This is a genomic window from Aquamicrobium terrae (genome assembly GCF_052978165.1).
The window spans coordinates 1156684-1180834 of sequence record NZ_JBRKLZ010000001.1 but is presented as its reverse complement, the minus strand read 5'-3'; the positions used below and the strand labels follow the sequence as shown (position 1 = coordinate 1180834).

General features: G+C 62.6%; 19 protein-coding genes. 13 read left to right on the top strand and 6 right to left on the bottom strand.

Going from position 1 to position 24151, the window contains the following annotated elements; genetic code table 11:
* Positions 1–101: 101 nt before the first annotated feature.
* Together ACVCNR_RS05855 and ACVCNR_RS05850 are read right to left on the bottom strand one after the other, a co-directional pair.
* The gene (locus ACVCNR_RS05855) at positions 102–1250 is read right to left on the bottom strand and encodes an efflux RND transporter periplasmic adaptor subunit (RefSeq protein ID WP_447074086.1); all 1149 of its coding nucleotides are present in this window, start codon (positions 1248–1250) and stop codon (positions 102–104) included.
* 225 nt (positions 1251–1475) lie between these two features.
* The gene (locus ACVCNR_RS05850; RefSeq protein WP_447074085.1) at positions 1476–2303 is read right to left on the bottom strand and encodes a MurR/RpiR family transcriptional regulator; all 828 of its coding nucleotides are present in this window, start codon (positions 2301–2303) and stop codon (positions 1476–1478) included.
* A 142-nt stretch (positions 2304–2445) separates the two neighbouring features.
* On the opposite strand from ACVCNR_RS05850, the gene ACVCNR_RS05845 reads away from it, so the two are divergent.
* The 11 genes from ACVCNR_RS05845 (at position 2446) to ACVCNR_RS05795 (ending at position 14663) form a co-directional block, all read left to right on the top strand.
* The gene (locus ACVCNR_RS05845) at positions 2446–3246 is read left to right on the top strand and encodes an N-formylglutamate amidohydrolase (RefSeq protein ID WP_354193907.1); all 801 of its coding nucleotides are present in this window, start codon (positions 2446–2448) and stop codon (positions 3244–3246) included.
* On the top strand, positions 3239–3751 hold the full coding sequence (locus ACVCNR_RS05840) for a TRAP transporter small permease subunit (protein ID WP_447074084.1): 513 nt from the start codon (positions 3239–3241) through the stop codon (positions 3749–3751). Before ACVCNR_RS05845 ends, ACVCNR_RS05840 begins: the two co-directional genes overlap by 8 nt.
* Entirely contained in the window at positions 3748–5073 is a 1326-nt protein-coding gene (locus ACVCNR_RS05835; RefSeq protein ID WP_354193909.1) for a TRAP transporter large permease, read from the top strand. Before ACVCNR_RS05840 ends, ACVCNR_RS05835 begins: the two co-directional genes overlap by 4 nt.
* A gap of 75 nt (positions 5074–5148) precedes the next feature.
* Positions 5149–6213 (top strand): TRAP transporter substrate-binding protein, encoded by a 1065-nt coding sequence (locus tag ACVCNR_RS05830; protein ID WP_354193910.1) that lies wholly within the window; start codon positions 5149–5151, stop codon positions 6211–6213.
* Positions 6214–6312: 99 nt separating this feature from the next.
* Positions 6313–7683 carry a glutamine synthetase family protein gene (locus ACVCNR_RS05825; RefSeq protein ID WP_354193911.1) on the top strand — a complete coding sequence of 457 codons (1371 nt, stop codon included), beginning with the start codon at positions 6313–6315 and terminating at the stop codon, positions 7681–7683.
* Between the two features lie 102 nt (positions 7684–7785).
* Positions 7786–9174: an aldehyde dehydrogenase family protein gene (locus tag ACVCNR_RS05820; protein WP_447074083.1), complete on the top strand. Its 1389-nt coding sequence runs from the start codon at positions 7786–7788 to the stop codon at positions 9172–9174.
* Positions 9175–9307: 133 nt separating this feature from the next.
* Entirely contained in the window at positions 9308–10480 is a 1173-nt protein-coding gene (locus ACVCNR_RS05815) for an iron-containing alcohol dehydrogenase (RefSeq protein WP_447074082.1), read from the top strand.
* Positions 10481–10703: 223 nt separating this feature from the next.
* Positions 10704–11804, top strand: a complete 1101-nt coding sequence (locus tag ACVCNR_RS05810; protein ID WP_354193914.1) for an ABC transporter substrate-binding protein — start codon at positions 10704–10706, stop codon at positions 11802–11804.
* A gap of 98 nt (positions 11805–11902) precedes the next feature.
* Positions 11903–12790, top strand: a complete 888-nt coding sequence (locus ACVCNR_RS05805) for an ABC transporter permease (RefSeq protein WP_447074081.1) — start codon at positions 11903–11905, stop codon at positions 12788–12790.
* Complete coding sequence (locus tag ACVCNR_RS05800; protein WP_447074080.1) at positions 12787–13578, top strand: ABC transporter permease; 792 nt, start codon at positions 12787–12789, stop codon at positions 13576–13578. Before ACVCNR_RS05805 ends, ACVCNR_RS05800 begins: the two co-directional genes overlap by 4 nt.
* A 20-nt stretch (positions 13579–13598) precedes the next feature.
* On the top strand, positions 13599–14663 hold the full coding sequence (locus ACVCNR_RS05795; RefSeq protein ID WP_447074079.1) for an ABC transporter ATP-binding protein: 1065 nt from the start codon (positions 13599–13601) through the stop codon (positions 14661–14663).
* On the opposite strand, the gene ACVCNR_RS05790 is transcribed toward ACVCNR_RS05795, so the two are convergent.
* The 3 genes from ACVCNR_RS05790 to ACVCNR_RS05780 form a co-directional block, all read right to left on the bottom strand.
* Entirely contained in the window at positions 14637–16373 is a 1737-nt protein-coding gene (locus tag ACVCNR_RS05790) for an ABC transporter permease (protein ID WP_447074078.1), read from the bottom strand. The genes ACVCNR_RS05795 and ACVCNR_RS05790 overlap by 27 nt on opposite strands.
* A 42-nt stretch (positions 16374–16415) precedes the next feature.
* Positions 16416–17438 carry an extracellular solute-binding protein gene (locus ACVCNR_RS05785; RefSeq protein WP_354193918.1) on the bottom strand — a complete coding sequence of 341 codons (1023 nt, stop codon included), beginning with the start codon at positions 17436–17438 and terminating at the stop codon, positions 16416–16418.
* Positions 17439–17552: 114 nt separating this feature from the next.
* Positions 17553–18584, bottom strand: coding sequence for an ABC transporter ATP-binding protein (locus tag ACVCNR_RS05780; protein WP_447075648.1), 1032 nt, complete (start codon positions 18582–18584; stop codon positions 17553–17555).
* A 235-nt stretch (positions 18585–18819) separates the two neighbouring features.
* Between ACVCNR_RS05780 and ACVCNR_RS05775 the strand changes: the two genes are divergently transcribed.
* The gene (locus tag ACVCNR_RS05775) at positions 18820–19665 is read left to right on the top strand and encodes an EamA family transporter (protein ID WP_354193919.1); all 846 of its coding nucleotides are present in this window, start codon (positions 18820–18822) and stop codon (positions 19663–19665) included.
* A 10-nt stretch (positions 19666–19675) separates the two neighbouring features.
* Here the strand turns inward: ACVCNR_RS05775 and ACVCNR_RS05770 are convergent, their stop codons facing one another.
* Positions 19676–20704 (bottom strand): serine hydrolase domain-containing protein, encoded by a 1029-nt coding sequence (locus tag ACVCNR_RS05770; RefSeq protein WP_447074077.1) that lies wholly within the window; start codon positions 20702–20704, stop codon positions 19676–19678.
* Between the two features lie 1662 nt (positions 20705–22366).
* Between ACVCNR_RS05770 and ACVCNR_RS05765 the strand changes: the two genes are divergently transcribed.
* Positions 22367–24043 carry a hypothetical protein gene (locus ACVCNR_RS05765; RefSeq protein WP_447074076.1) on the top strand — a complete coding sequence of 559 codons (1677 nt, stop codon included), beginning with the start codon at positions 22367–22369 and terminating at the stop codon, positions 24041–24043.
* Positions 24044–24151 lie beyond the last annotated feature (108 nt).

Here is a 24151-nt window from a genome sequence, read left to right as displayed (position 1 = left end):
TTCCGGAGCGTCTCCGCTTTTCGCCGAATCGCGAGACGCTCCAACTCCTGGTTTTGACGCAATTCCGGGTGCAAACCGCCGCGCGGTTTTGCTGGAATTGCTCAGCCGTCCGCGCCCAGCGCCCTTGCCGCGTCGCCGGCAATGCGGACGCCGCCGCCTTCGCGCACGCTCTGCACGCCTTCGGTGACCACGACCGTGCCGGCGTTGATCGGGGCGTCGATCAGCACGTTCTCGGTGTTGCGCTGGACGATGCGCACCGGGATGCGCTTGGCCTTGCCGCCCTCCACGGTCCAGATGAAGGCGCCGTCCGTGCCCCATTGCACGGCAAGCGGGCTGACTGCCGGATAGGATTCGCCAGGGAACTGCATGACGATCTGGAAGGACATGCCGGCGCGCAGCGAATCGGAAGGGTTGGCGATGGCGGCCTGCACCCACAGGGTGCGGCTCTTCTCGTCGATGCGGTTGTCGATGGCGCTGACGGTGCCGGCATATTCCCGGTTGGGATTGGCCAGCGGCGTCGCCCGGATCGGCGCGCCGATCTCGATCATGGCCACGAAGCGCTCCGGCACGTGGAAATCGACGAGGATCGAGGAGCGGTCGTCGATGGTGGCGATCGAGGTCTGGCTGGTGACGTAGTTGCCGGCCTCGATGGGCAGGATGCCGACGATGCCGGAAATGGGGGAAGTGACCGAGCGGCGCTCCAGCGCGACCTCGGCATCGTGCAGGGACAGCTCGGCGTTGCGCAGGGCAAGCTCGGCATCGGTGAGCTGGACCTGGGTGGCGGCATTGGAGGAGCGAAGCTGGCGGATGCGCTCGACTCGGGCGGCCGCATCCTCGCGGGTGGCCCTGGCGCGCTCGACGGCGATCTCCTCGGTGGCCGAATCAAGCTTCGCGATGACCTGCCCGTTCTCCACCCTGGCGCCGGACTCGACCAGCAGTTCGGTCAGCCGGCCCGAGCCGTAGGGCGTCACCGCCACGGTCGCCTTGGCGCGGCCGGTGCCGATGGCGCTGAGGCGGTCGTTGATGGTCGCCATGGAGGCCGGAACGGTTATCACCGAGACGCTGCGGCCGCCTCCCTCTTGCTGGCCGGAGCCGCCGCTGATCGAGCCGGTGGCGGTGGCCGGGCCTTCCCCGGGACCGATGCCGAGGCGGGCCAGGGTGGCGGCCGATCCGGGCACGAACATGTAGCCCGCAACCGCGGCCACGGCGAGAATCGCTATCGCGAACAGGATCTGCTTCCAGGCTGTCATCAGCACTCCGGTCGTCTGCCAAGCTGCGCGTCGCGCTCCAGCCTCGGAGCCTTTGACGCAGGGTACCACGAAACGCATGAAATGCCCGGTACTGAGCCTTTATGACAATTCTCCGCCGCCAAAGCACATTAAATCTGCGTAAGGTTGTAGCGGCCGCTTTCCGGCGCGTTTGTGGTGTGCGCCTGGTTTCGTCTCCGAAGCGGCCCGGCGGTCCGGGGACCGGCGTCAGCGCAGCCCTTCCATTTCGCGGATGCGCCGCGCGCCTTCGGCCTCGAGGCGGCGGGTGGCGGCATCGATCAGCGATTCGGCGATGACGAAAAGCGCGGCGGAGGAGTCCCACGCCGAGGGCATGGCGGTACGGCCGGCCATGACGTGCCTGGCGAAGCGGGCGATGGGCGACAGCCACTGGTCGGTGATGAGCACGATGGCCACGCCGCGCTGATGCGCCTTCTCCGCGAAGCGCAGGAGGCTGTCCTGATAGCGCCTGATGTCGAAGATCAGCACCACGTCATGCTTGCCCATGTCGATGAGGCGGTCGCGCCACATGCTTTCCTGGCCGGCCAGATGGAACACGTTCGGCCGGATGATGGCCAGATGGGCGGCCATGTAGCGGGCCAGAGGATCGGTGAAGCGGCCGCCGATCAGGAACATGTGGCCGCGCCGCGCCGCCATGCAGGCGGCGATTTCCTCCAGTTGCCGGTCGGTGATGTGGCGGAAGGTCTCGCGCAGATTGTCGAGCGTCGCCTCCAGCATGGGCGATACCGCGCCCTTGCCGCGGCTGCTCGGGGCATAGGTGCGCGAGGCGGGCGACTGGAGCTGGGCGGCCAGCTCGTCCTGAAGCGTCGCCTGGAACTCCGCATAGTTGTGGAAGCCGAGCCGGGCCACGAAACGCAGGATCGTGGGAGAGGAGACGCCGGCCTGCTGCGAGAAATCGGCCACCGTCTTCAGGCCGATGAGCGGATAGCTGGCGACCAGCGTCTGGGCGGCCCGGCGTTCGCCGGCGGGCATCGTGTCGATGCGTTCGGCGATCAGTTCGGCAATGCTGGAGGTCATGCTGTCCCCATCGTGAAGGCGTTGTGCCGGTTCTTGCGAAAACGGGTTTGACAAAGCTGGACAATATGTATGAAATCATCCGTCAAGGCGAAATGAAAAACAATAAGTAATATATGATACATCGCCTGGGGAACGGAGCACGATGGGGAACGGGCAACCCAAACAGGCTATCGCGGAGCAGGCGGTCAGGGTCACCAACCCCGGCGGGACAAGCCCTTACGTGTTCACCTGCGACCACGCCTCCAACCATATGCCGCCCGAATTCGGCACGCTCGGCCTGGCCGAGGAAGAGTTCCAGCGCCATATCGCCTGGGACCCCGGCGCGCTGCCGGTGGCGACCATGCTGGCCAAGGCGCTCGACGCCACGCTGATCGAAACCTGCGTGTCGCGCCTGGTGATCGACTGCAACCGGCCGCTCGACGCGCACAATCTGATCCCAGAGGTCAGCGAGACCACCGCCATTCCCGGCAATGCCGGGCTGACGGCCGAGCAAAGGCAGGCGCGGGTCGACCTGGTCTGGCGGCCGTTCCACAACACGATCGCGGCAACCGTCGAGGAGCGGCTGGCCGCGGGGCGCGAGACGCGGCTGGTGTCGGTGCATTCCTACACGCCGGTCTATTTCGGCAAGCAGCGGCCATGGCATATCGGCATCATCCATGACGAGGACGAGCGCATCTCGGTGCCGCTGCTGCGGGCGCTGAACGGCGTGGCCGGCATCAAGGTGGGCGCCAACGAACCCTATTCGCCGGCCGATCTCGTCTATTTCACGCTGGAGCGGCATGCGCGCTCGCGCGGGCTGGCCTGCGCGATGATCGAAATCCGCAACGACGAGATCGCCGATACGGCCGGCCAGCGCAAATGGGCCGGACTGCTCGCCTCGCTGCTGGGCAAGATTCATATCCGCGGCGGGAAGGTGGTGGACAAGGGAGAAGCCGATGCCTGAACCGATCAGGCTTTACGTGCGCTATGTCGACGCGCTGAACTACCGGGTCGGGCGCATCGCCATGTACCTGTTCTTCGTCATGGGCGGCATTTTGCTGGCTTCGACGTTCTCGCGCGTCGTCACCGGCGTGCCGATCAACTGGGCGCTGGAGATGTCGCAATTCCTCATCTCCGCCTATTACCTGCTCGGCGGCGCCTACACGCTGCAACTCGACCAGCATGTGCGCATGGACCTGTTCTATGGCCGCCTCGACGCCAGGCGGCGGGCGATCACCGATGCCTTCACCATCCTCTTCGTCATCTTCTATCTGGTCGTGCTGTTCGGCGGCGGGCTGTCGAGCACGCATTATGCGATCGTCTACAACCAGAAGAACTATACGGCCTGGAGCCCGGTGCTGTGGCCGATCAAGACGATCATGACGGCCGGCGTCTTCCTGATGCTGCTCCAGTGCATCTCCGCATTTTTCAAGGACGTCGCCATCTGGCGCGGGAAGCCGATTACATGAGCTCGGAACTCATCACGCTTTTCATGTTCGGCACCATGATGGTGCTGCTGTTCACCGGGCAGCGCGTGTTCGGCGTCATCGGGTTCGTCGGCTCGGCGGCGGCCTTGTGGCTGTGGGGGCAGGGCTCCTTCGAGATGCCCTTCAACGCCACCTTCCAGGTGCTGAACTGGTATCCGCTGATCACGGTGCCGTTCTTCGTGTTCATGGGCTACATGCTGTCGGAATCCGGCATGGCTTCCGGCCTCTACCGCATGTTCCATGTCTGGTTCGGGCCGGTCAAAGGCGGCCTGGCGCTCGGCACGATCGGCCTGATGGTGCTGATCGCGGCGCTCAACGGCCTGTCGGTCGCCGGCATGGCGATCGGCGCGACGATCGCGCTGCCGCAACTGCTGCGTCACGGCTACGACAAGGCGATGGTGACCGGCGTCGTCCAGGCGGGCTCGTCTCTCGGCATCCTCATACCGCCGAGCGTGGTGCTGGTGCTCTATGCCATGATCGCGCGCACGCCGGTGATCGACCTGTGGCTGGCGGGAATCGGCCCCGGAATATTGATGGCGGTCATCTTCGCGCTCTACGTCTACATCCGCTGCAAGCTGCAGCCGGAAATGGGGCCGGCGCTGCCGGAAGAGGAACGGGCCGAGATCACATGGGAGGAGAAATTCCGGCTGCTGCGCTCCGGTATCCTGCCGCTGGCCATTTTCGCCGTCATGATGACGCTGTTCATGACCGGCGTCACCAGCCTCGTCGAAAGCGCGGCGGTCGGCGCCCTGCTTTCGGTGGGTGCGGCGTGGTGGGCAGGCAACCTCAACCGCCAGGTGTTCGAGGATTCCAGCCGCAACACGCTGGGCATCTCGTGCATGTTCATGTGGATCATCCTGGGGGCGCTGTGCTTCAGCTCGGTCTATGACGGGCTGGGCGCGGTCAAGGCCGTGAAGGCGCTGCTGGTCGACACCTACGACTTCTCGCCCTGGACCATCCTGATCCTGATGCTGCTGTCGTTCGTCATCATGGGCATGTTCCTCGACGACACCGCCATGCTGGTCATCGTCGCGCCGCTCTATATCCCGCTGGTGAAGTCGCTCGGCTTCAACCCGATCTGGTTCGGCATCCTCTACACGATCACCTGCCAGATCGCCTACATCACGCCGCCCTTCGGCTACAACCTGTTCCTGATGCGGGCGATGGCGCCGCCCGAGATCACGCTGGCCGACATCTACCGATCCATCATCCCCTTCTTCTTGCTGATGGTGCTGACGATTATCATCCTGATGATCTTCCCGCAGATCGCCCTGTGGCTGCCCGAAACCTACAAGGCGATGTGAGGGAGGAAGAAAAGGGCCCACTATCCGCAAGGACCCTGGATTGCCGCCTGATAAACCGACAGAGGAGAAACGGAAATGACCGAGAAAACCACGCTCAACAAACGCGATTTCCTGCGCAGGACCGTGTTGACCGGTGCAGGTGCGGCCGGCGCGACCGTGCTGGCGACACCCTATGTGAAGGCACAATCTCCGATCAAATGGCGCTTGCAGACCTATGCCGGCCCGGCGCTGGCGGAGCATGTCATCAAGAACTCCATCGACTGGTTCAACAAGGCCGCCAATGGCGAGATGGAGATCGAGCTTTACACCGCCGACCAGCTCGTGCCGCAGGGCGAGCTGTTCCGGGCGGTGCAGGCCGGCACGATCGACGCCGCGCAGAGCGACGACGATTCCGCCGCCGCGCCGGTCGACGTGAAGGTGTTCGGCGCGTATTTCCCGCTCGCCTCGCGCTACTCGCTCGACGTGCCGGCGCTGTGGCACTGGCATGGCCTGAAGGAAATCTGGGAGGAAGCCTATGCCGAGATCCCGGGCGTGACCTGGCTGTCGTCCGGCGCCTGGGACCCCTGCAACTTTGGCACCACCAAGCCGATCAACTCGCTGGAAGACCTCAAGGGCCTGCGCGTCTACACCTTCCCGACCGGCGGCCAGTTCCTTTCGAAGTTCGGCGTCATTCCGGTGTCGCTGCCCTATGAGGACGTCGAGCCGGCGATCCAGACCGGCGAACTCGACGGCGTGTGCTGGTGCGGCATCACCGAGATGCACACGGTGGGCTGGGCCGACGTGCTGAAATATTACCTGACCAACCCGCTGTCGGGCGCCTGGGCCGGCTCCTACTTCGTCAACACCGACAAGTGGAACGCCGTGCCGGAGCATCTGCAGCAGCTCTTCCGGCTGGCGATGGACGCATCGCACTACTATCGCCAGCATTGGTACTGGGCCGGCGAGGCGAAGTACCGCAACGAAGGCAAGCTCGAGCTGACCACCATTCCTTCCAACGAGTGGAAGACGGTGGAGGACGAGGCCTTCAAGTTCTGGGATGAGGTCGCGGGCCAGAGCCCGCGCGCGGCGAAGGTCGTCGACATCATCAAGAAATACAACGAGTCCATGACCAAGGCCGGTGCGCCATACCGCTATAGCTGACACTGACATCGCCCGGCCGCTCCGGCGGCCGGGCATTCCCCTCGACGAACATCAAACCGAACCAGCAATCATGCGGCCGCGCGCGCGGCGGAGAAAAGAATGGCCGGAAAACTCTCTTTCGAACAATTGAAGAGCGCAGTCGCCGCGGGCGAGATCGATACCGTGCTCACGGCGGCGATCGACATGCAGGGCCGCCTGATCGGCAAGCGCTTCCTCGCGCAGTTTTTCGTCGATTCCGCCTATGAAGAAACGCATGGCTGCAACTATCTGATGGCCGACGACATCGATATGGAGCCGGTGCCGGGCTACAAGGCGGCAAGCTGGTCGCGCGGCTATGGCGATTTCGTCATGAAGCCGGACCTTTCCACCATCCGCCCGGTGCCGTGGCTGGAGAAGACGGCGCTGGTGCTGTGCGACTCGCAGGACCACCACACCCACGAGGACCTGCCGCATTCGCCGCGCGGCATCCTCAAGCGGCAGATCAAACGGCTGGAGGAACGTGGCTACCTGGCCTATTTCGCCTCCGAACTGGAGTTCTTCCTGCTGTCGGAGACGTATGATTCCGCCCGCGAGAAGCGCTGGCAGAACCTGAACACGGCCTCGCCCTATATCGGCGATTATCTGATCGGCATCACCACCAAGGAAGAAGGCTACATGCGCCGCCTGCGCAACGAGATGCATGCGGCGGGCATCCCGATCGAGAACTCCAAGGGCGAGTGGGGGCCGGGCCAGGAAGAGATCAATGTGCGCTATGCCGAGGCCATGGAAATGGCCGACCGGCATGTGTTCCTGAAGAACGGCGCCAAGGAGATCGCCGACCAGGAAGGCAAGGCCGTGACCTTCATGGCCAAGTACAATTACGACCTGGCCGGCAATTCCAGCCATGTCCACAACTCGCTGTGGAGCGCGGACGGCAAGAAGCCGCTGTTCTTCGACAAGGACGCGCCGTGGACCCTGTCGGAACTCGGCCGCCAGTGGTCGGCGGGCCAGATCAAATATGCCAAGGAATACACCTACTTCCTGGCGCCCTACATCAACTCCTACAAGCGCTTCCAGGCCGGCACCTTCGCGCCGACCAAGATCATGTGGTCGGAGGACAACCGTACCGCCGGCTTCCGCCTGTGCGGCGAGGGCACCAAGGCCATCCGCATGGAATGCCGCATCGGCGGCGCCGACCTCAATCCCTACCTCGCCTTCGCGGCGTTGATCGCGGCGGGCCTTGCCGGTATCGACGAGAAGCTGGAATTGCAGAAGCCGTTCGTCGGCGACGCCTACCAGGCCGCTCGCCTGCCGGAAATCCCGAAGACCCTGCGCGACGCGACCGAGACCATGCTCAAGTCGAAAATGCTCAGGCAAGCCTTCGGCGAGGACGTGATCGAGCATTATGTGCATACGGCGCGCTGGGAGCAGATGGAATACGACCGGCGCATCACCGACTGGGAGCTGCATCGCGGCTTCGAGCGCTACTGATCGGCAAGCATGTCCGGGCGGGACCCTGCCTCCGTCCGGAACGGACAGACATGAGAACGGGCGGCTTTCCCGGCCGCCTCAACTGACGAAGGACCAACCACCATGACCGAGACGGTCAAGCTCATATCCCCCATCGATGGCTCCATCTATGCCGAGCGGCCGGTCGCGACCGACCAGGCGGTCAACGCCGCGGTCGAGCGGGCCCGCGCGGCGCAGGTCGCCTGGGCCCAGACCTCGATTGCCGAACGCGGCAAATACATGCTCGCCATGCTGGAGGCGCTGGTCTCCATGACCGACGAGATCGTGCCGGAGATCGCCTGGCAGATGGGCCGGCCGGTGCGCTATGGCGGCGAGTTCGGCGGGGTGAAGGAGCGTGTCTCCTACATGGTCGAGATCGCCGAGCAGGCGCTGAAGGCGGTGCCGGCTTCCAACGCGAAGAACGGTTTCCGCCGCTATGTGAAGAAGGAGCCGCTCGGGGTCGTCATGGTCATCGCGCCGTGGAACTATCCCTATCTCACCGCCGTCAACACTATCGTGCCGGCACTGATGGCGGGCTCCACCGTGCTCCTCAAGCATGCGGCCCAGACCCTGTTGGTCGGCGAGCGCTTCGCGAAGGCCTTCGAGATGGCCGGCCTGCCCAAGGGCGTGTTCCAGAACCTCGTGCTCAGCCACGGCCAGACCGAGAAGCTGCTCGGCTCCGGCAAGATCGACCACGTCAACTTCACCGGTTCGGTGGGCGGCGGGCGCGCCATCGAGAAGGCGGCGGCCGGCACTTTCATGACGCTCGGCCTCGAACTCGGCGGCAAGGACCCGGCCTATGTGCTGCCGGATGCGAAGATCGGCCACGCGGTCGTCAATCTGGTCGACGGGGCCTTCTTCAACACCGGGCAATGCTGCTGCGGCATCGAGCGCGTCTATGTGCATGAGAAAGTCTATGACGAATTCGTCGAGGGCTTCATTGCCGAGACCAGGAACTATGTCGTCGGCAATCCGCTCGAACAGGCGACCACCATGGGGCCGATGGCGCAGGCGCGCTTCGCCGACCTGATCCGCGAGCAGAAGGCCGAGGCCCTGCGCAAGGGCGCGACCGCCCACATCAACATGAAGGTCGACAAGGACGTCGCCGGCTCGCCCTATCTGGCGCCGGAGGTGCTGACCAATGTCGACCACCAGATGAGCGTCATGCGCGAGGAGAGCTTCGGGCCCATCGTCGGCATCATGAAAGTGCGCAACGACGAGGAGGCCGTCGCGCTGATGAACGACAGCCCCTACGGGCTGACCGCCTCGATCTGGACCACCGACACCGAGCATGCGGTGGCGATCGGCGACCGGGTGGAAACCGGCACCATCTTCATGAACCGCTGCGACTATCTCGACCCGGCGCTGGTGTGGACCGGCGTCAAGGACACCGGCAAGGGCGCGGCGCTGTCGGCCATCGGCTACGACAATCTGACCCGGCCGAAGAGCTATCACCTGAGGGAAGAGATCTGATGACTTTCGTCATCCCTGCCACGGGAGCAAAGCGACCGCGAGCCGGGGTCCATTCCCGAACGGCTCCACTTCCCGGTGTCGGGGACGACGCTGCCCCTGCCGCCACTTCAATATCCCGCTGAAAGACACTCACATGACCAATCCCGTCTCCAAATGGAACTACCCGACCACCGTGCTTTTCGGCGTGGGGCGCATCAAGGAACTGCCGGAGTCGCTTGCCGCTTCGGGCATCAAGAACCCGCTGTTCGTCACCGATCCGGGACTGGCGAAGCTTCCCTTGGCCGCGTCGACGCTGGCCATCCTCGACGCGGCCAAGGTGCCCCATGGCGTGTTCTCGGACGTGAAGCCGAACCCGGTCGAAGCCAACCTCACCGCCGGCATCGAGGTGTTCAACAAGGGTGGCCATGACGGCGTCATCGCCTTCGGCGGCGGCTCGGCGCTGGACCTCGGCAAGCTGATCGCCTTCCAGGCGGGCCAGAGCCGCCCCGTCTGGGATTTCGAGGACATCGGCGACTGGTGGACCCGCGCCGATGCGGACAAGATCGTGCCGATCGTGGCCGTGCCGACCACCGCCGGCACCGGCTCGGAAGTCGGCCGCGCCGGCGTCATCACCCATGAGGCCTCGCACACCAAGAAGGTCATCTTCCACCCGAAGATGATGCCGGCCATCGTCATCGCCGATCCGGAACTCACCGCCGGCATGCCGCCCTTCATCACCGCAGGCACCGGCATGGATGCGCTGGCCCACTGCCTCGAGGCCTATTGCGCGCCGGGCTACCACCCGATGGCCGACGGCATCGCGGTGGAGGGGGTGCGGCTGGTGCTGGAAAACCTGCCCAAGGCGTTCCGCGACGGCTCCGACCTGATCGCCCGCGCCAACATGATGAGCGCGGCGGCCATGGGCGCCACCGCCTTCCAGAAGGGGCTCGGCGCCATCCATTCGCTGTCGCATCCGATCGGAGCGCTCTACGACACCCATCACGGCATGACCAACGCGGTGTTCATGCCCTATGTGCTCGCCTTCAACCGCGAGGCGATCGAGGCGCGCATCGAGCGGCTCGCCGCCTATTGCGGCATCGAGGGAGGTTTCGACGGTTTTGCCGCAGCCATCCTGAAGCTGCGTGAGGAACTGAAGGTGCCGCACACGCTGCCCGGTTTGATCAAGGACCTCGACATGGATGACGCGCGCAAGGGACTGATCGCGGACATGGCGATCGTCGATCCGACGGCCGGCGGCAACCCGCTCAAGCTGACCAGGGATGGCGCGCTCAAGCTGCTCGAAAGCGCCATCGCCGGAACCGTCTGAGAAGCGGCGCAGGCCGCCCGGATCGGAACGCAACCACCAGAGGGGAACAGGAGGGAGAAGCTATTAGCCGGAAAACAATATCGGCCGATTGCTAGGATCGGCAAAACTGGTTTAGCCTTTCACTTTGGGGCGGGAAGGTTTCATCTGGCTTCATGCGAACGTCACATGAACTCGGTACCGCGTCGCAGGCGTCACAAGGCGTCAGCTCAACGGAGATAACGAGATGTACAAGTTTGCGGGGAAGGTACTGTCCATAACGGCAGCCACTTTGATGGTCACGTCGGCCATTTCGTCCGCCCAGTCGATGGACGAAATCGTCGAGGCGGCCAAGAAGGAGGGCATGCTGAGCGTTATCGCCCTGCCGCACGACTGGTGTGGCTGGGAAGGCATCCTGGCCGGCTTCAAGGCCAAATATCCGGAAATCAGCCTCAACGAACTGAACCCCGACGCGGGTTCGGCCGACGAGATCGAGGCGATCCGCGCCAACAAGGGCAACACCGGCCCGCAGGCACCTGACGTGATCGACGTGGGCCTCGCCTTCGGCCCGTCCTCGACCAAGGAAGGCCTGCTCCTGCCCTACAAGGTCTCGACCTTCGACGGCATCGAAGTGAAGGACCCCGAGGGCCACTGGTATGGTGGCTATTACGGCGTGCTCTCCTTCGAGGTGAACACCGATATCGTCAAGGAAGTGCCGCAGGACTGGGCCGACCTGCTGAAGCCCGAATACGCCAATTCGGTCGCGCTGGCGGGTGATCCGCGCGCTGCGAACCAGGCCATCCTGTCGGTCTATGCCGCCGGCCTCGCGGCTGCGGGCGGCGATGCCTCCAAGGCTTCGGAAGCCGGCCTCGACTTCTTCAAGCAGCTCAACGAGAAGGGCAACTTCGTGCCGGTCATCGGCAAGGCCTCGTCGCTGGCGCAGGGCACCACGCCGATCATCGTGCGCTGGGACTACAACGCGCTCGCCGACCGCGACACGCTGGACGGCAACCCGCCGGTCGAGGTCGTGGTGCCGAAGAGCGGCGTCGTCGCCGGCGTCTATGCCCAGGCGATCAGCGCCTACGCGCCGCACCCGAACGCGGCCAAGCTGTGGCTGGAATACATCTATTCCGACGAGGGCCAGCTCGGCTTCCTGAAGGGCTACTGCCACCCGGCGCGCTTCAACCAGCTCGTCTCCGAAGGCAAGGTGCCGCAGGAAGTCCTCGACAAGCTGCCGCCGGCCGAGGCCTACACCAAGGCCGTGTTCCCCTCGCTTGAGGAGCAGGACGCCAACAAGAACGCCGTCACCGGCGGCTGGGACAGCGTCGTCGGCGCCAACGTCCAGTAGGCAGAACCGACCACGGCGCGGCGCTTCCTGTGCCGCGCCGGAAGCGTCCGGGATACCGCTAAGGGTGCATGGCGGTCCGGCAGGAGGGATAATCGCGCATGAGTCAATCGATCGCCGCGCCGGCTGCGCAAACAGCGCGCCCGCGCCTGTCATACGCCTGGCTGGGCGTGGTGCCGTTCCTGCTGTTCGCGCTTCTGTTCCTCGTGCTGCCCACCATGCAGATCGTGGTCGGCTCCTTCCGCAACGCGGCGGGCGAGTTCACCCTCGACAACATCGTCAACCTGTTCCAGCCGTCGATCATGGCGGCCTACTGGATCTCGATCCGCATCAGCCTCGCCTCGGCGCTGCTCGGCTGCCTGGTCGGCTTCCTGATGGCGTGGGCCATGGTGCTGGGCGGCCTGCCGGGCTGGCTGCGCTCGCCGATGCTCACCTTCTCGGGCGTCGCCTCCAACTTCGCCGGCATTCCGCTGGCCTTCGCCTTCCTGGCCACCTTCGGCCGGCTCGGCCTCGTCACGCTCATCCTGCGTGACTGGTTCGGCATCAACATCTATGCGATGGGCTTCAACATCCTGTCCTTCGGCGGGCTGACGCTGACCTACCTGTTCTTCCAGATCCCGCTGACCATCCTGATCATGACGCCGGCGCTGGACGGGATGCGGCGCGAATGGCGCGAGGCCGCCTCCATCCTCGGCGCCTCGCCCTTCCAGTACTGGCGCATGGTGGCGCTGCCGATCCTGTGGCCGAGCCTGCTCGGCACCTTCGCGCTGTTGTTCGCCAATGCCTTCGGCGCCGTGGCCACCGCCTATGCGCTGACCGGCAGCTCGCTGTCCATCGTGCCGATCCTGCTGTTCGCGCAGATCCGCGGCGACGTGCTTCAGGACCCGCATCTCGGCTATGCGCTGGCCTTCGGCATGATCGTCGTCACCGGTATCGCCAACTTCATCTACATCTGGCTTCGGTCGCGCAGCGAGAGGTGGGTGAAATGAGGTTGAACCGCATCTGGTCCTGGCTGTTCTTCGGTCTCGGCGCGCTCTACTTCGTCCTGCCGCTGGTCAGCACGGCGGAATTCTCGCTCAAGATGCGTCGCGGCGCCTATACGCTCGACGCCTACTGGACGGTGCTGGCCGATCCGCGCTTCCAGCAGACCTTCACCTATTCGGTGGTGATGGCGCTCGCCACCATCGCGTTCGGCGTGCTGCTGGTGGTGCCGACCGCCTACTGGGTGCGGCTGAAGCTGCCGCGCTGGCGGCCGATCCTGGAATTCATCACGCTGCTGCCGCTGATCATCCCGCCGATCGTCATCGTCTTCGGCTATATCCGCCTCTACAACACCTCGTCCTGGCTGCCGCTGACCGGCTCGGCGACGGGCACCAACCTGCTCCTGATGTTCGGCTATGTGATCCTGTCGCTGCCCTATATGTACCGGGCGGTGGATACGGGCCTGCGCGCCATCGACGTCGCCACCCTGACCGAAGCCGCCCAGAGCCTCGGCGCCGGATGGGTGACCATCCTCGCGCGCGTCATCCTGCCCAATGTGGCGGTGGCGGTGCTGTCGGGCGCTTTCATCACCTTCGCCATCGTCATCGGCGAGTTCGTCATGGCTGCGCTGCTCAACCGGCCGTCCTTCGGGCCCTACATGCAATTGCTCGGCGCCAACCGCGCGTATGAGCCGGCGGCGCTGGCGGTGATCGCCTTCGCCATCACCTGGGGCTGCATGGCCCTGATCCAGTTCGTCTCGAAGTTCGCGCCCAAGGCGCCGGGCGTCCAGCATTGAGAATGGAGAGCGCTGAGCCAATGCCAGAACCCTTCCTGTCGATCCAGCATGTGCGCAAATCCTTCGGGACCGCGACCGTCGTGCAGGACTTCAATCTCGATATCGAAGCGGGGGAATTCGTGTCCTTCCTCGGCCCGTCCGGCTGCGGCAAGACCACGGTGCTGCGCATGGTCGCCGGCTTCGAGGAGCCGAGCGGCGGGCGCATCGTCATCGGCGGCAAGGATGTGACGACGCTGAAGCCCAACCAGCGCAACATCGGCATGGTGTTCCAGGCCTATGCGCTGTTTCCCAATCTCACGGTGGCGCAGAACATCGGCTTCGGCCTCAAGGTCGCGGGCGTGCCCAGGGCAGAGATCGACAGCCGTGTCGCCGAGATGCTCGACATCATCAAGCTGCCGGCAGGCGAGTTCGGGTCGCGCTATCCCTATCAGCTCTCGGGCGGCCAGCAGCAGCGCATCGCGCTGGCCCGCGCGCTGGCGCCGCGGCCCAAGGTGCTGCTGCTCGACGAGCCGCTGTCGGCGCTCGACGCCAAGGTGCGCGTGTCGCTGCGCGAGGAAATCCGCTCCATCCAGAAGAAGCTCGGCATCACCACCATCTTCGTCACTCACGATCAGGAGGAGGCGCTGTCCATCTCCGACCGCATCGTGGTCATGTATGGCGGCAAGGCCGAGCAGGTGGGCACCGCCTTCGAGATCTACAACCGGCCGGCGACACGCTTCGTGGCCGGTTTCGTCGGCACGCTCAACATCCTCGAAGGCCGGCTGGCCGAGTCCGGCAAGGTGCGGGTCGGCACCGGCGAGATCGCGCTCAAGGACAAGCTCGACGGGGCGCGGCCGGGCGATGCCCTGTCCCTGGCGCTGCGCCCCGAGGCGATCACGCTCGACCGCAGGAAGGGTGACGACGTGTTGCTGGCGGGCGAGATCGCCGACGTGCAGTTCCTCGGCTCGGTGATCCGCGTTCGCGTGCGCACGGGCGACAGCACGGTTTCGCTGGACACGTTCAACAATCCCGCTACGCCGCCGCCGCAGATCGGCGACAAGGTGGAGGTCAGCTTCTCGTCAGGCGATGTGATGCTGCTGAACTGACGGCAGCGCCTGGGGCAGGGGCGCGGCGTCCCCCTGCCGCAGATTGCGTTCCGAGCCCACCCGCGACAGAAGCGCCACCGGCAGCATGGCGATCAGCACGATGGCGAGCGCCGAGATCGACGCTTCCTCATAGGTGCCGCGCGCCGCTTCGCCATAGAGATGGGTGGCCAGCGTCTCGACATTGAGCGGCCGCAGCAGCAGGGTCGCCGGCAGTTCCTTCACGCAATCGACGAACACCAGCAGGGCGGAGGCGGCGAGCGCCGTCTTCGACAGCGGCAGGTGAACGCGCCGCATGGTGCCGGAGGCGGTTTCTCCCAGCGTGCGGGATACCTCGTCCAGCGACTGGGGAATGCGGCTGAGGCCGGCCGCCATGCCGCCGGCCGAGATGGCGAGGAAGCGCGCCGTATAGGCATAGACCAGTGCCGCGCCCGAGCCGAGGAAGATGAGGCCGGTGGAGATGCCGAACCAGGAGCCGGCCAGCGCGTTCACCGTGCGGTCGAAGCCGCCGAGCACGATCACCAGCCCGATGGCGACCACCGTGCCGGGCGCGGCATAGCCGATGGTGGAGAGCCGGAAGGCGGTGGCGGAAACACCGCCCGGCCGGATGCGGGCCGCGTAGGCTGCCGCAGCACCCAGAACCAGCGTCAGCAAGGTGGCGGCCGCCGAGAACACGATCGTGCTCGATGCTATAGGGAAGAACCGCGGCGGCAGGCCGGCATAGCCGATGCGCGCCCAGGCTTCGGTGGCCAGGTAGAGGGCCGGCCCGCCAAAGCCGATCAACACCGGGACCAGCCCGAGGAGGAGGAGCAGCAGGCCGACGGGAGCGGACACGCGCTGGCGCTCGAAGCTCTTGCCGCTGCGCTGGGCGCCGGCGGCGAAGCGCTGCCTGCGGCGCGCATATTGCTCCAGTGCCACCACCGCCACCACCACGACCAGCAGCGACAGCGCGATCTGCGAGGCGCCCGGCAGGTCGGAGCGGGTGATCCAGGTCGTGTAGATCGAGACGGTGAGGGTGCGCACGCCGAGGAATTCGGCGGCGCCGATGTCGTTCAGCGTCTCCATCAGCGCTAGGCTGATGCCCACGGCGACGGCGGGGCGGGCCAGCGGCAGGGCGACACGCCAGAAGACGGCGCGGCGGGAAACGCCGAGCGTGCGGGCCGCCTCGATCAGGCTGGCCGGCTGGGTCAGGAACATGGCGCGGGTGGCGATGTAGACATAGGGGTAGAGCACGAAGGCGAGCAGCAGGATGCAGCCCGTCATCGAGCGGATGTCGGGCAGGCGGAATTCGCGCGGGCTGGAATAGCCGAGGAGGTTGCGCAGCGTATCCTGCACGATGCCGATCGGGTGCAATATGTCGAGATAGGCATAGGCGACGATATAGGTGGGAACGGCCAGCGGCAGCAGCAGCGCCCATTCCAGCATGCGGCGCCCCGGAAACTCATAGGCGGTGACCAGCCATGCCGTGCCGGTGCCGAGGGCGGCGACAAGGAGGCCGACGCCGGCAAGCAGGACCAGCGTGTCGCGCAGGGCGACGGGCAGGATGGTCGAGAAAAGATGCGTCCAAAGCCCGTCGGACCCCTGCGTCGCCTCGACCAGAAGCGCGAGGAAGGGCAGGGCGACGGCGAATGCCGTGGCACCGGCCGCAATGAGCCAGACGGCGCCGGAGCGCCGCCTGCCGTTTTGCCTGAAGCCTGTCGCCGCCATGGTCATGAAAAAAGGAAGGGCACCCGTGGCGGGCGCCCTTCATCCATGTCAGTTGTCGAAGCCGACCTTGTCGACCAGTTCGCTGGCCGCCTTGCGGTGGCCGACGATCTCGGTGAGCGGCTTGGAGTCGATCTTCAGTTCGCCAAGCTCGGCGATGATCGGATCGGCGGCGACGCCGGCCTTGACCGGATATTCATAGTTCGCTTCGGCGTAGATCTTCTGCGCTTCGTCGGAAACCAGATATTCCAGCAGCTTGACCGCCTCTTCCTTGTTCGGGGCATGCTTGGCGACGGCCGCGCCGGAAATGTTCACATGGGTGCCGTCGTCCTTGAAGGTCGGCAGGACGACCTTGATCGCATCGGCCCACTGCTTCTGCTCGTCGCCGCCCTTGCCCGAGCGCATAAGGCCCACATAGTAGGAGTTGGCGACGGCAATGTCGCAGACGCCGCCGAGGATGTCCTTGGCGCCCTCGCGGTCGCCGCCGGCGGCCTTGCGCGCGAGGTTGTCCTTGAGGCCAGTCAGCCACTTCTCGGTGTCCTCCGGCCCGTAATGGGCGATGTAGTCGGCGATCAGGGCGGTGTTGTACGGGTGCTGGCCGGAACGGATGCAGACCTTGCCCTTCCATTTCGGGTCGGACAGGTCCTCATAGGTGATGGCGTCGAGGTCGAGGTCCTTGGCGGCGTAGACCACGCGGGCGCGCATGGACAGGCCGAACCAGTTCCCGTCGGCGTCGCGGAGCTGGGCGGGGATCGCCTCGCTCAGCACGGCGGATTCGACCGGCTGGGTCACGCCCTTGTCGACGAGGTCGACGAGGTTGCCGGCATCGACCGCCATCAGGATGTCGGCCGGCGAGCTTTCACCTTCGGAAGCCACGCGTTCGGCAAGGCCGTCCTTGAGGAAGACGGTGTTGACCTTGATGCCGGTGGAGCTGCTGAAGGAATCCAGCAAGGGCTGGATCAGGCCGGGTTCGCGGGTGGTGTAGATGCTCACTTCCGCTGCCGAGGCCACATTGGCAACGGCAAGTAATGAGGCGGCGGCGAGAAGCGTCGTCTTGAAATGTGCGTTGCGCATGGAACCTCTCCTCCTGTGTTGGGTTGCACATGCGCTGCACCATTTATGATCCAGTTAGTCAAGTTTCATTGGACCAGTTTGCGATCGATCACGGAAAGTTCATTGCGGCCTGGCTCAGGCGGCCGTGAAGGCCAGCACGGTCTCGGGGTCGATGCGGAAGCGCAGCTTGCCGTCCTGTATGTTCAGGCGCTGCGTGGTGCGCATCACAAGCGGCGCCGTGAGGCCTTCGACATCGAGTTCGAGCTGCTCGATCTCGCCGCGGAAGCTGCGCGAGCGCACCGCGCCCGAAAGGCCGTCCAAAGCCATGCAGGGGCAGACCGCCTGGGGACGGATGAAGGCCAGCGCTTCGCTGCCCTCGGCAAGATCGAGCCGGCACGGGAAGGCGCCGAGGGCGGTGTGGAGGGCGCCGCCGCGATAGATGCCGGGAACCCGGTTGAAGGTGCTGAAGAACTCGGCCGCGTAGCGGTCGGTCGGCCGGTCGTGCAGGTCCCGTCCGGTGCCGTTCTGGACGATCTGGCCGGACTTCATCAGCACGATGCGGTCGCCGGTTGACAGCGCTTCCTCCGGATCGTGGGTGACGATCACCGCGGTCGTCGCCGTGCGGCGCAGCAGTGCGATGGTTTCGTGGCGCACCCGCTCGCGCAGGTCGCGGTCGAGGTTAGAGAACGGCTCGTCCATGAGCACGATGGACGGCTCCGGGGCCAATGCGCGGGCCAGGGCGGCGCGCTGCTGCTCGCCGCCCGACAGCATGTGCGGATAGCGGCCGGCCATCGCGGTGAGCGCGGTGAGTTCGAGAAGCATGGCGACGCGTGCCCGCGCCTCCTCGCGCGGCCGCTTGCGCAGTCCGAACAGGATGTTCTGCTTCACCGTCAGGTGGGGAAACAGCGCATAGTCCTGGAACACGAAGCCGATATTGCGCTTCTCCGGTTCGACGAACACACCCGGCCCGGCCAGCGCCTTGCCGTCCAGCCTGACCGTGCCGCTGTCCGGCCGCTCGATGCCGGCAATCAGGCGCAGCAGGGTGGATTTGCCGCAGCCGGAATGGCCGACCAGGCACACGATCTGCCTTGCTCCGATCGACAGGTCGATCGGGCCGAGCGTGAAGCCCGGCCCCAACCGGCGCACCAGCCGCTCGATCTCCAGCATCGGCTGCGCCCGAGCATCGCCGTCATGGAGCTGATCTGCCACGAAATCTTCCTTCCCGGACCCGACTAACCCTCGGCTATACGGGCGATGCTTCCAAATCAAGCCGCTCCGGCACCGGGGTGGACCAAAGCATCGCCCCGCTCCTGCGCATTGCAAGAGGGGCGGCGAAGCTTTAGTTCCGGCTCGAAATGATAAGCCGGCTTGGTACACAACGCGAAAGCAGCAGGTGAATGACATGACCCTTGCCGTCTTCAGCGCCGTCCTTGCCGCGGCGCTGATGCATGCGTCGTGGAATGCGCTGATCAAGGTCCGGCTCGACCGCTTCGCCTCGATCTCGCTGACGGCGCTCGGCATGGCCGTCGCCTCGCTGCCGCTGTTGCCCTTCGTCGCCTTCCCCAACCGCATGGCATGGATCTGGATCGGCGTGTCGCTGGTGCTGCATATCGGCTACCGGCTGTTCCTGATCCGCGCCTATGAGGTGGGCGATCTGGCCCAGACCTACCCGCTGGCACGGGGCAGCGCGCCGCTCATCACCACCATCGGCGGCGTCGCGCTCATCCGCGAGGTGCCGGGCCCGTTCGCGCTTGCCGGCATCCTGCTCCTGTCGGCGGGCACCTTCCTGATGTCGCTGCGCGGCGGCGGCCGGCTGGCGGCGCTCAATCCGGCGGCCGTGGGCTATGCGCTCACCACCTCGCTGTTCATCGCCGGCTATACGCTGGCTGACGGGCTGGGCGCGCGCGAGGCGCACACGGCGCTCAGCTATGCCGCGTGGCTGTTCGTGTGCGACGGCATCGTGGCGACGCTGCTGGCGCTCGTCTATCGCGGCAGGCGGCTGGCGCAGACGCTTGCCGTGGAATGGCGGCTCGGCTTGTTCACCGGCCTGCTCAGCGGCGGTGCCTACGCCATCGCCATGTGGGCGATGACAAAAGCGCCGATCGCCTCGGTGGCCTCGCTCCGCGAAAGCTCGATCCTGTTCGCCATGGCGATCTCCGTGTTCGCGCTGGGCGAGAAGATGACCGCCTGGCGCGCGGCCTCGGCGCTGTTCATCGTCGCCGGCGTGGTGGCGTTGCGGCTGGGCTGACCGGCCGCCTTCAGTTGGATGTGGTGTCTCCGGTCTTCACCGCCTCGATGATGCGGCCGAGCACCCCATGCAGGTCCTCGCGGTGGCCGGTGCGTCCCGAGGGGGCGCTTTCGTCCGAGGTCATGACCACGGTCAGGCCGACGGATGGCACGATGTAGAGCATCTGGCCGCCATAGCCCCAGGCATAGGAGACGTCTTCGCCGGCAATGTTGCGCTGGAACCAGCCGTAGCCATAGCCGTCCTGCGTGAAGCGCGAATGGGTGCGCACGCGCCAGGATTCCTCGATCCAGCGTGCCGAGACTACCCGCTCGCCGTTTTCGGCGACGCCGCCTTTGCGGTACATCTCACCGAAGGCCAGCAGCGAGCGCGGGCTCATCGCCATCTGGTTGCCGCCGAAATAGATTCCCTGCGGGTCGCGATCCCAGGACGCGATCGAAAAGTCGTCGATGTCGGCGAACCATTCCCGTGCCAGGGCGAGGGTCGACTTGCCGCCGACACGGGTCAGGATCGCGGAGAGCAGGTGGGTGGAGCCGGTCGAGTACAGCATCGATCCGCCCGGCTCGTCGGCGAAGGGCTGGGCCAGGACGAAGCGGACCCAGTCCCGGCTCGCCACCCACCGTCCATAGTTCTGGCCCGAGGTCCGTTCGAGGCCGGCCTGCATCGACAGCAGATGGCCGATGGTGATGTCGCGCAGGCGCGGGTCCGGGGCATCGGGCAGGTAGCTGGCGAGCAGGCCGGCGACGGGCTGGTCTACGCCCTCGAGCAGGCCCTTGTCGATGGCGATGCCGACCATGGCCGAAACGATGGTCTTGGAGGCCGACTTGATGTTAGCGGGAGCGGTGACGGAATGGCCGCCATAGCCGCGCTCGGCTATCGTCTCGCCGTCATGGGCGATGATCACCGTACGCAGCGGAGTCAATGCCGCGACGTCGTCCAGGACGATCTTGAGCCGCTCCTGCACGTCGGCAAGCGCCGGCGCGGCCGACAGGCACAGGCTCGCCGAAATGAACACGACACCGGCCGCGATAAAAGCTCTCATTCTGCCCTTCCCGAAATAACGGCACGGATCCCGTGCGAGGGGACGCCGTCCTGGCTGCGCGAGCGCAGACAATGTTGACGGAATAAGGCGGATTCGGGCAGGCGGCGGACAAAGTCTCGTGACCGCGCAAAGGTTCGCCGAACCTGAGGGGAGCTATGTGCACCGCTGTCAAATGACTGGATTGGATGGTGGGCGTACCAAGGATCGAACTTGGGACCCCTTCGATGTCAACGAAGTGCTCTCCCGCTGTTCGCCTTTGGCGTCCGTCGAAAGACTGAATAAATTCAGCTACTTCGTAGTTGATACAATCTTTCTCCGAGCTATACAAGCCCGTTCATTCCTGTGCCCGTTGTGCCCATAGTGTGCCCCGTAGACAGAAAAGCTCTCGTGATTGGTTTACGGTTCGGATTCCCTTCAATCGTTGACAGCATTCCACCCCGCGCTTTGTTCTTGCAGTCTGTAAACTCAGCGGGAGGGAGCCTGCCATTGCAGAGGACAGAAGAAATCTTCCCTGTGATACCACCCGGTAGGGGAGGAAGTGACGGGCGGGGGTGCTCCGGGATTGCATATGGGCTCGGCCTAATTTCAGGAGAAATTCTAGCTGTAAATCCCTCCTGCTAGCCCAAGCGCATGTATGTGTCTGGTGGAGCTACAATTGCCTCTTGACAGAACGTACCAAGTACGTTAGCGAATTAGGATCGAATTCCTATTGCGGAATGAGTGAAGGCCAAGGGCAACGGCTGGACCCTAGAAATAGGTGGAGCCAATAAGTCCCCTACCCCTTCAATGTAGTCTGACAAACTACCTTTCCGGACCTAGGACAGGCTGTGGTGCAGCCAACCCGTTGGCCTCTTCATGGGCTGTTAAGACGGTAAAAAGCTCTCTTCGCAGAGTAGCGGGTATCAGCAATATCTTTTTCTAGAAATATTGTCGACTTCCTAATAAGCTATTGACTTTATTCCTATTTTGCAGTATCATAATTATATAGGGAAGATATGTGGCTTTTCCCATCTTCCTTATTTGCTCAAAAATTGCCGAAATGAGATAGAAATCAGGCTGGATTAATATCGGCTTGGTTTATCAGCTAATTCTGTTTGTTATTTTACTTCATATAATTGGATTTGATTCACAATTTTGTTGAAATTAATAAATAAGGGCAATTTCCACATTTCATATACTATTTAACAAAGCACAATATATTAAATAATTTTATATTAAATAATTTTATAAAGGATAATACCATATTTAATTCCTACATTTTTAAAATTCTATCCCACTTCTCACGAGATCACAGAGAGAGGAAGGCCGTCCCACTTAAAGAGGTCCCACAGGCGAGAGAGATTCAGCCTGTATATTCGAGCGAAAAAGATACGGACCAGCCCCTGGGACCGCTCTATGCCCCGAATAACGAGGAAAAAAGCGACGATAATTCGAGGGTTGTTATCAGAATAAACGATGGATGGAGAGTTATTGATTGCAATGACAACACTCAATGGATTCTTCAATCCCGAAAGGGTTCGTATAAAGGCAAGCCAGCTTGGCGAGGGTGGTCATATTGTCGAACAAAAGAAGGATTGATCAGAAGTATTCGCGAGAGAGTTGGTTTATCAACAGAAGAAGTTAAAAATATATTGATCAATTTTCTTAATCGGAAACAAAATAATGAACTACATAAATAACTCACCTTGGATGGATATTACATTAAAGTTTAGTGAGGTACTTGATGGTAAGATTTCTGATGTTGCTCACAAAATAGAATTATCAGAAGGAGGCTCGGGGCGGTCTGATGCGGTTCGAAATGTTGGAAACGCATTGAGTGTTATCTCAGCTAATATACTTAAGCAATATTTTGTTTTCCCCCATTTGAATTTGATGGTTGACCTTAGTAACGATGGCTATCCAAGTGGGGAATTCAACCCTTACAGAATAAGCATCTCTTCCGTTAGGAAGGTTATTCGTTATATGACGAAATCTAAACCTGCTTTTATCAGTATGGTTGGGGGGAACTATGATAAGAGTAGGAATATAGGATACCCAACTCAAATAAGAGGAACTGACCATTTCATTGAATTTTTAATGGGCCTAATTAATCATAAAAAACCATGTAATACCGGAACCTATCCCATTACTAGGAAGACTTTTAATTATGACTACTATTGCATGATAAAAGGTAACATATTTGATCTCTCTCCTGTTCCTATCATTCGTTTACGAGAGGGATCATCTAGAGGTAATTCGGAATTCATCTCATTTAATAATAATGACGCCATAAAAGATATGGAGGATAATCTAAATACGTACAATAACTATATTAAAAGCCACTGGCTGGATATATTTGTAGCCGATCAGGATTTTTATGGCCTGCAAAGACAAGAAGGCGAAAGGATTGACGAGTTTGGAAATATCAAGCTCTCTAAGCCTGTGATTGATCTGGTTTCAGGTCGTAGCCTTTATCGTGTGTTTAACAATGGCAACTTTGATCATGGTGGCAGATTCTACGGTGGTTGGTGGCAAAACATCCCAAGTGACTATCGCCGGTTCATAACCATCAATGGCATTCCCACAGTGGAGGTGGATTTCTCCAGCATGCAACTGGCGATGCTCTATGCCAAGATCGGGCAGGATTTGAAGGGGGACGCATACGCTATTGAGGGAATAGACCCGAGCTACCGGAACCTAGTCAAAACAACCACCCTGAAGCTGATTAATGGCAAAGGGCGTCTCAGCGCTCCACTCAAGTCAGCGTTGCCCGAGAATATGACATGGAAAGAGCTTCAGGCGCTTGTTCTCGAAAGGCATAAGCCTATTGCTGAATTTTTCCATTCAGGCGAGGGGATTCGGCTACAACGTCTGGATTCCGACATTGCCGAAGAAGTCATTATGGAGATGTTGGCCAAGGAGGTTGTTGCTCTGCCAATCCATGACAGCTTCATCGTTCCAGAAGGAAACTTGGACAGCCTTTGTTCCGTGATGCTCGCTGCCTACCAGAGGAAAATGGATAGGACGATAGGCTTGAAAAAGGCACGGAGCCTATTTGATGATTTGCTGATCGATCAAATAAACCTGACCGCCACCGAACGTCACCGATTGGGAATGGCTCGCTTTCTGGCGAAGAAGCAGGCACCTGAATACAGAGGGTACAGGAAGCGAGAGGAATGGGCCGCCGGGGCTGTCACAAATGGAATAGCAAACCTTGGGGATGTGAAGCAAATCCCTCCTAGCGTTCCACTCGCTGGAATAAATTTGACCGGTCCCAGGGCGTCGTTGGGGCATTCTGGCAGGAGATGGCTTCCTAGGCCGTTAGAGCGAGTGTGGGACCGTTCCCAGGGGGCTGTATAGCCTAACCACGCTTACGATACAGAATAATTATTAGACGAAAATGCTCTCGCCTTGGAAAATTACAGACGAACCAACTTATCTCATTCCGGGAATTTCTCTCGATGGGAA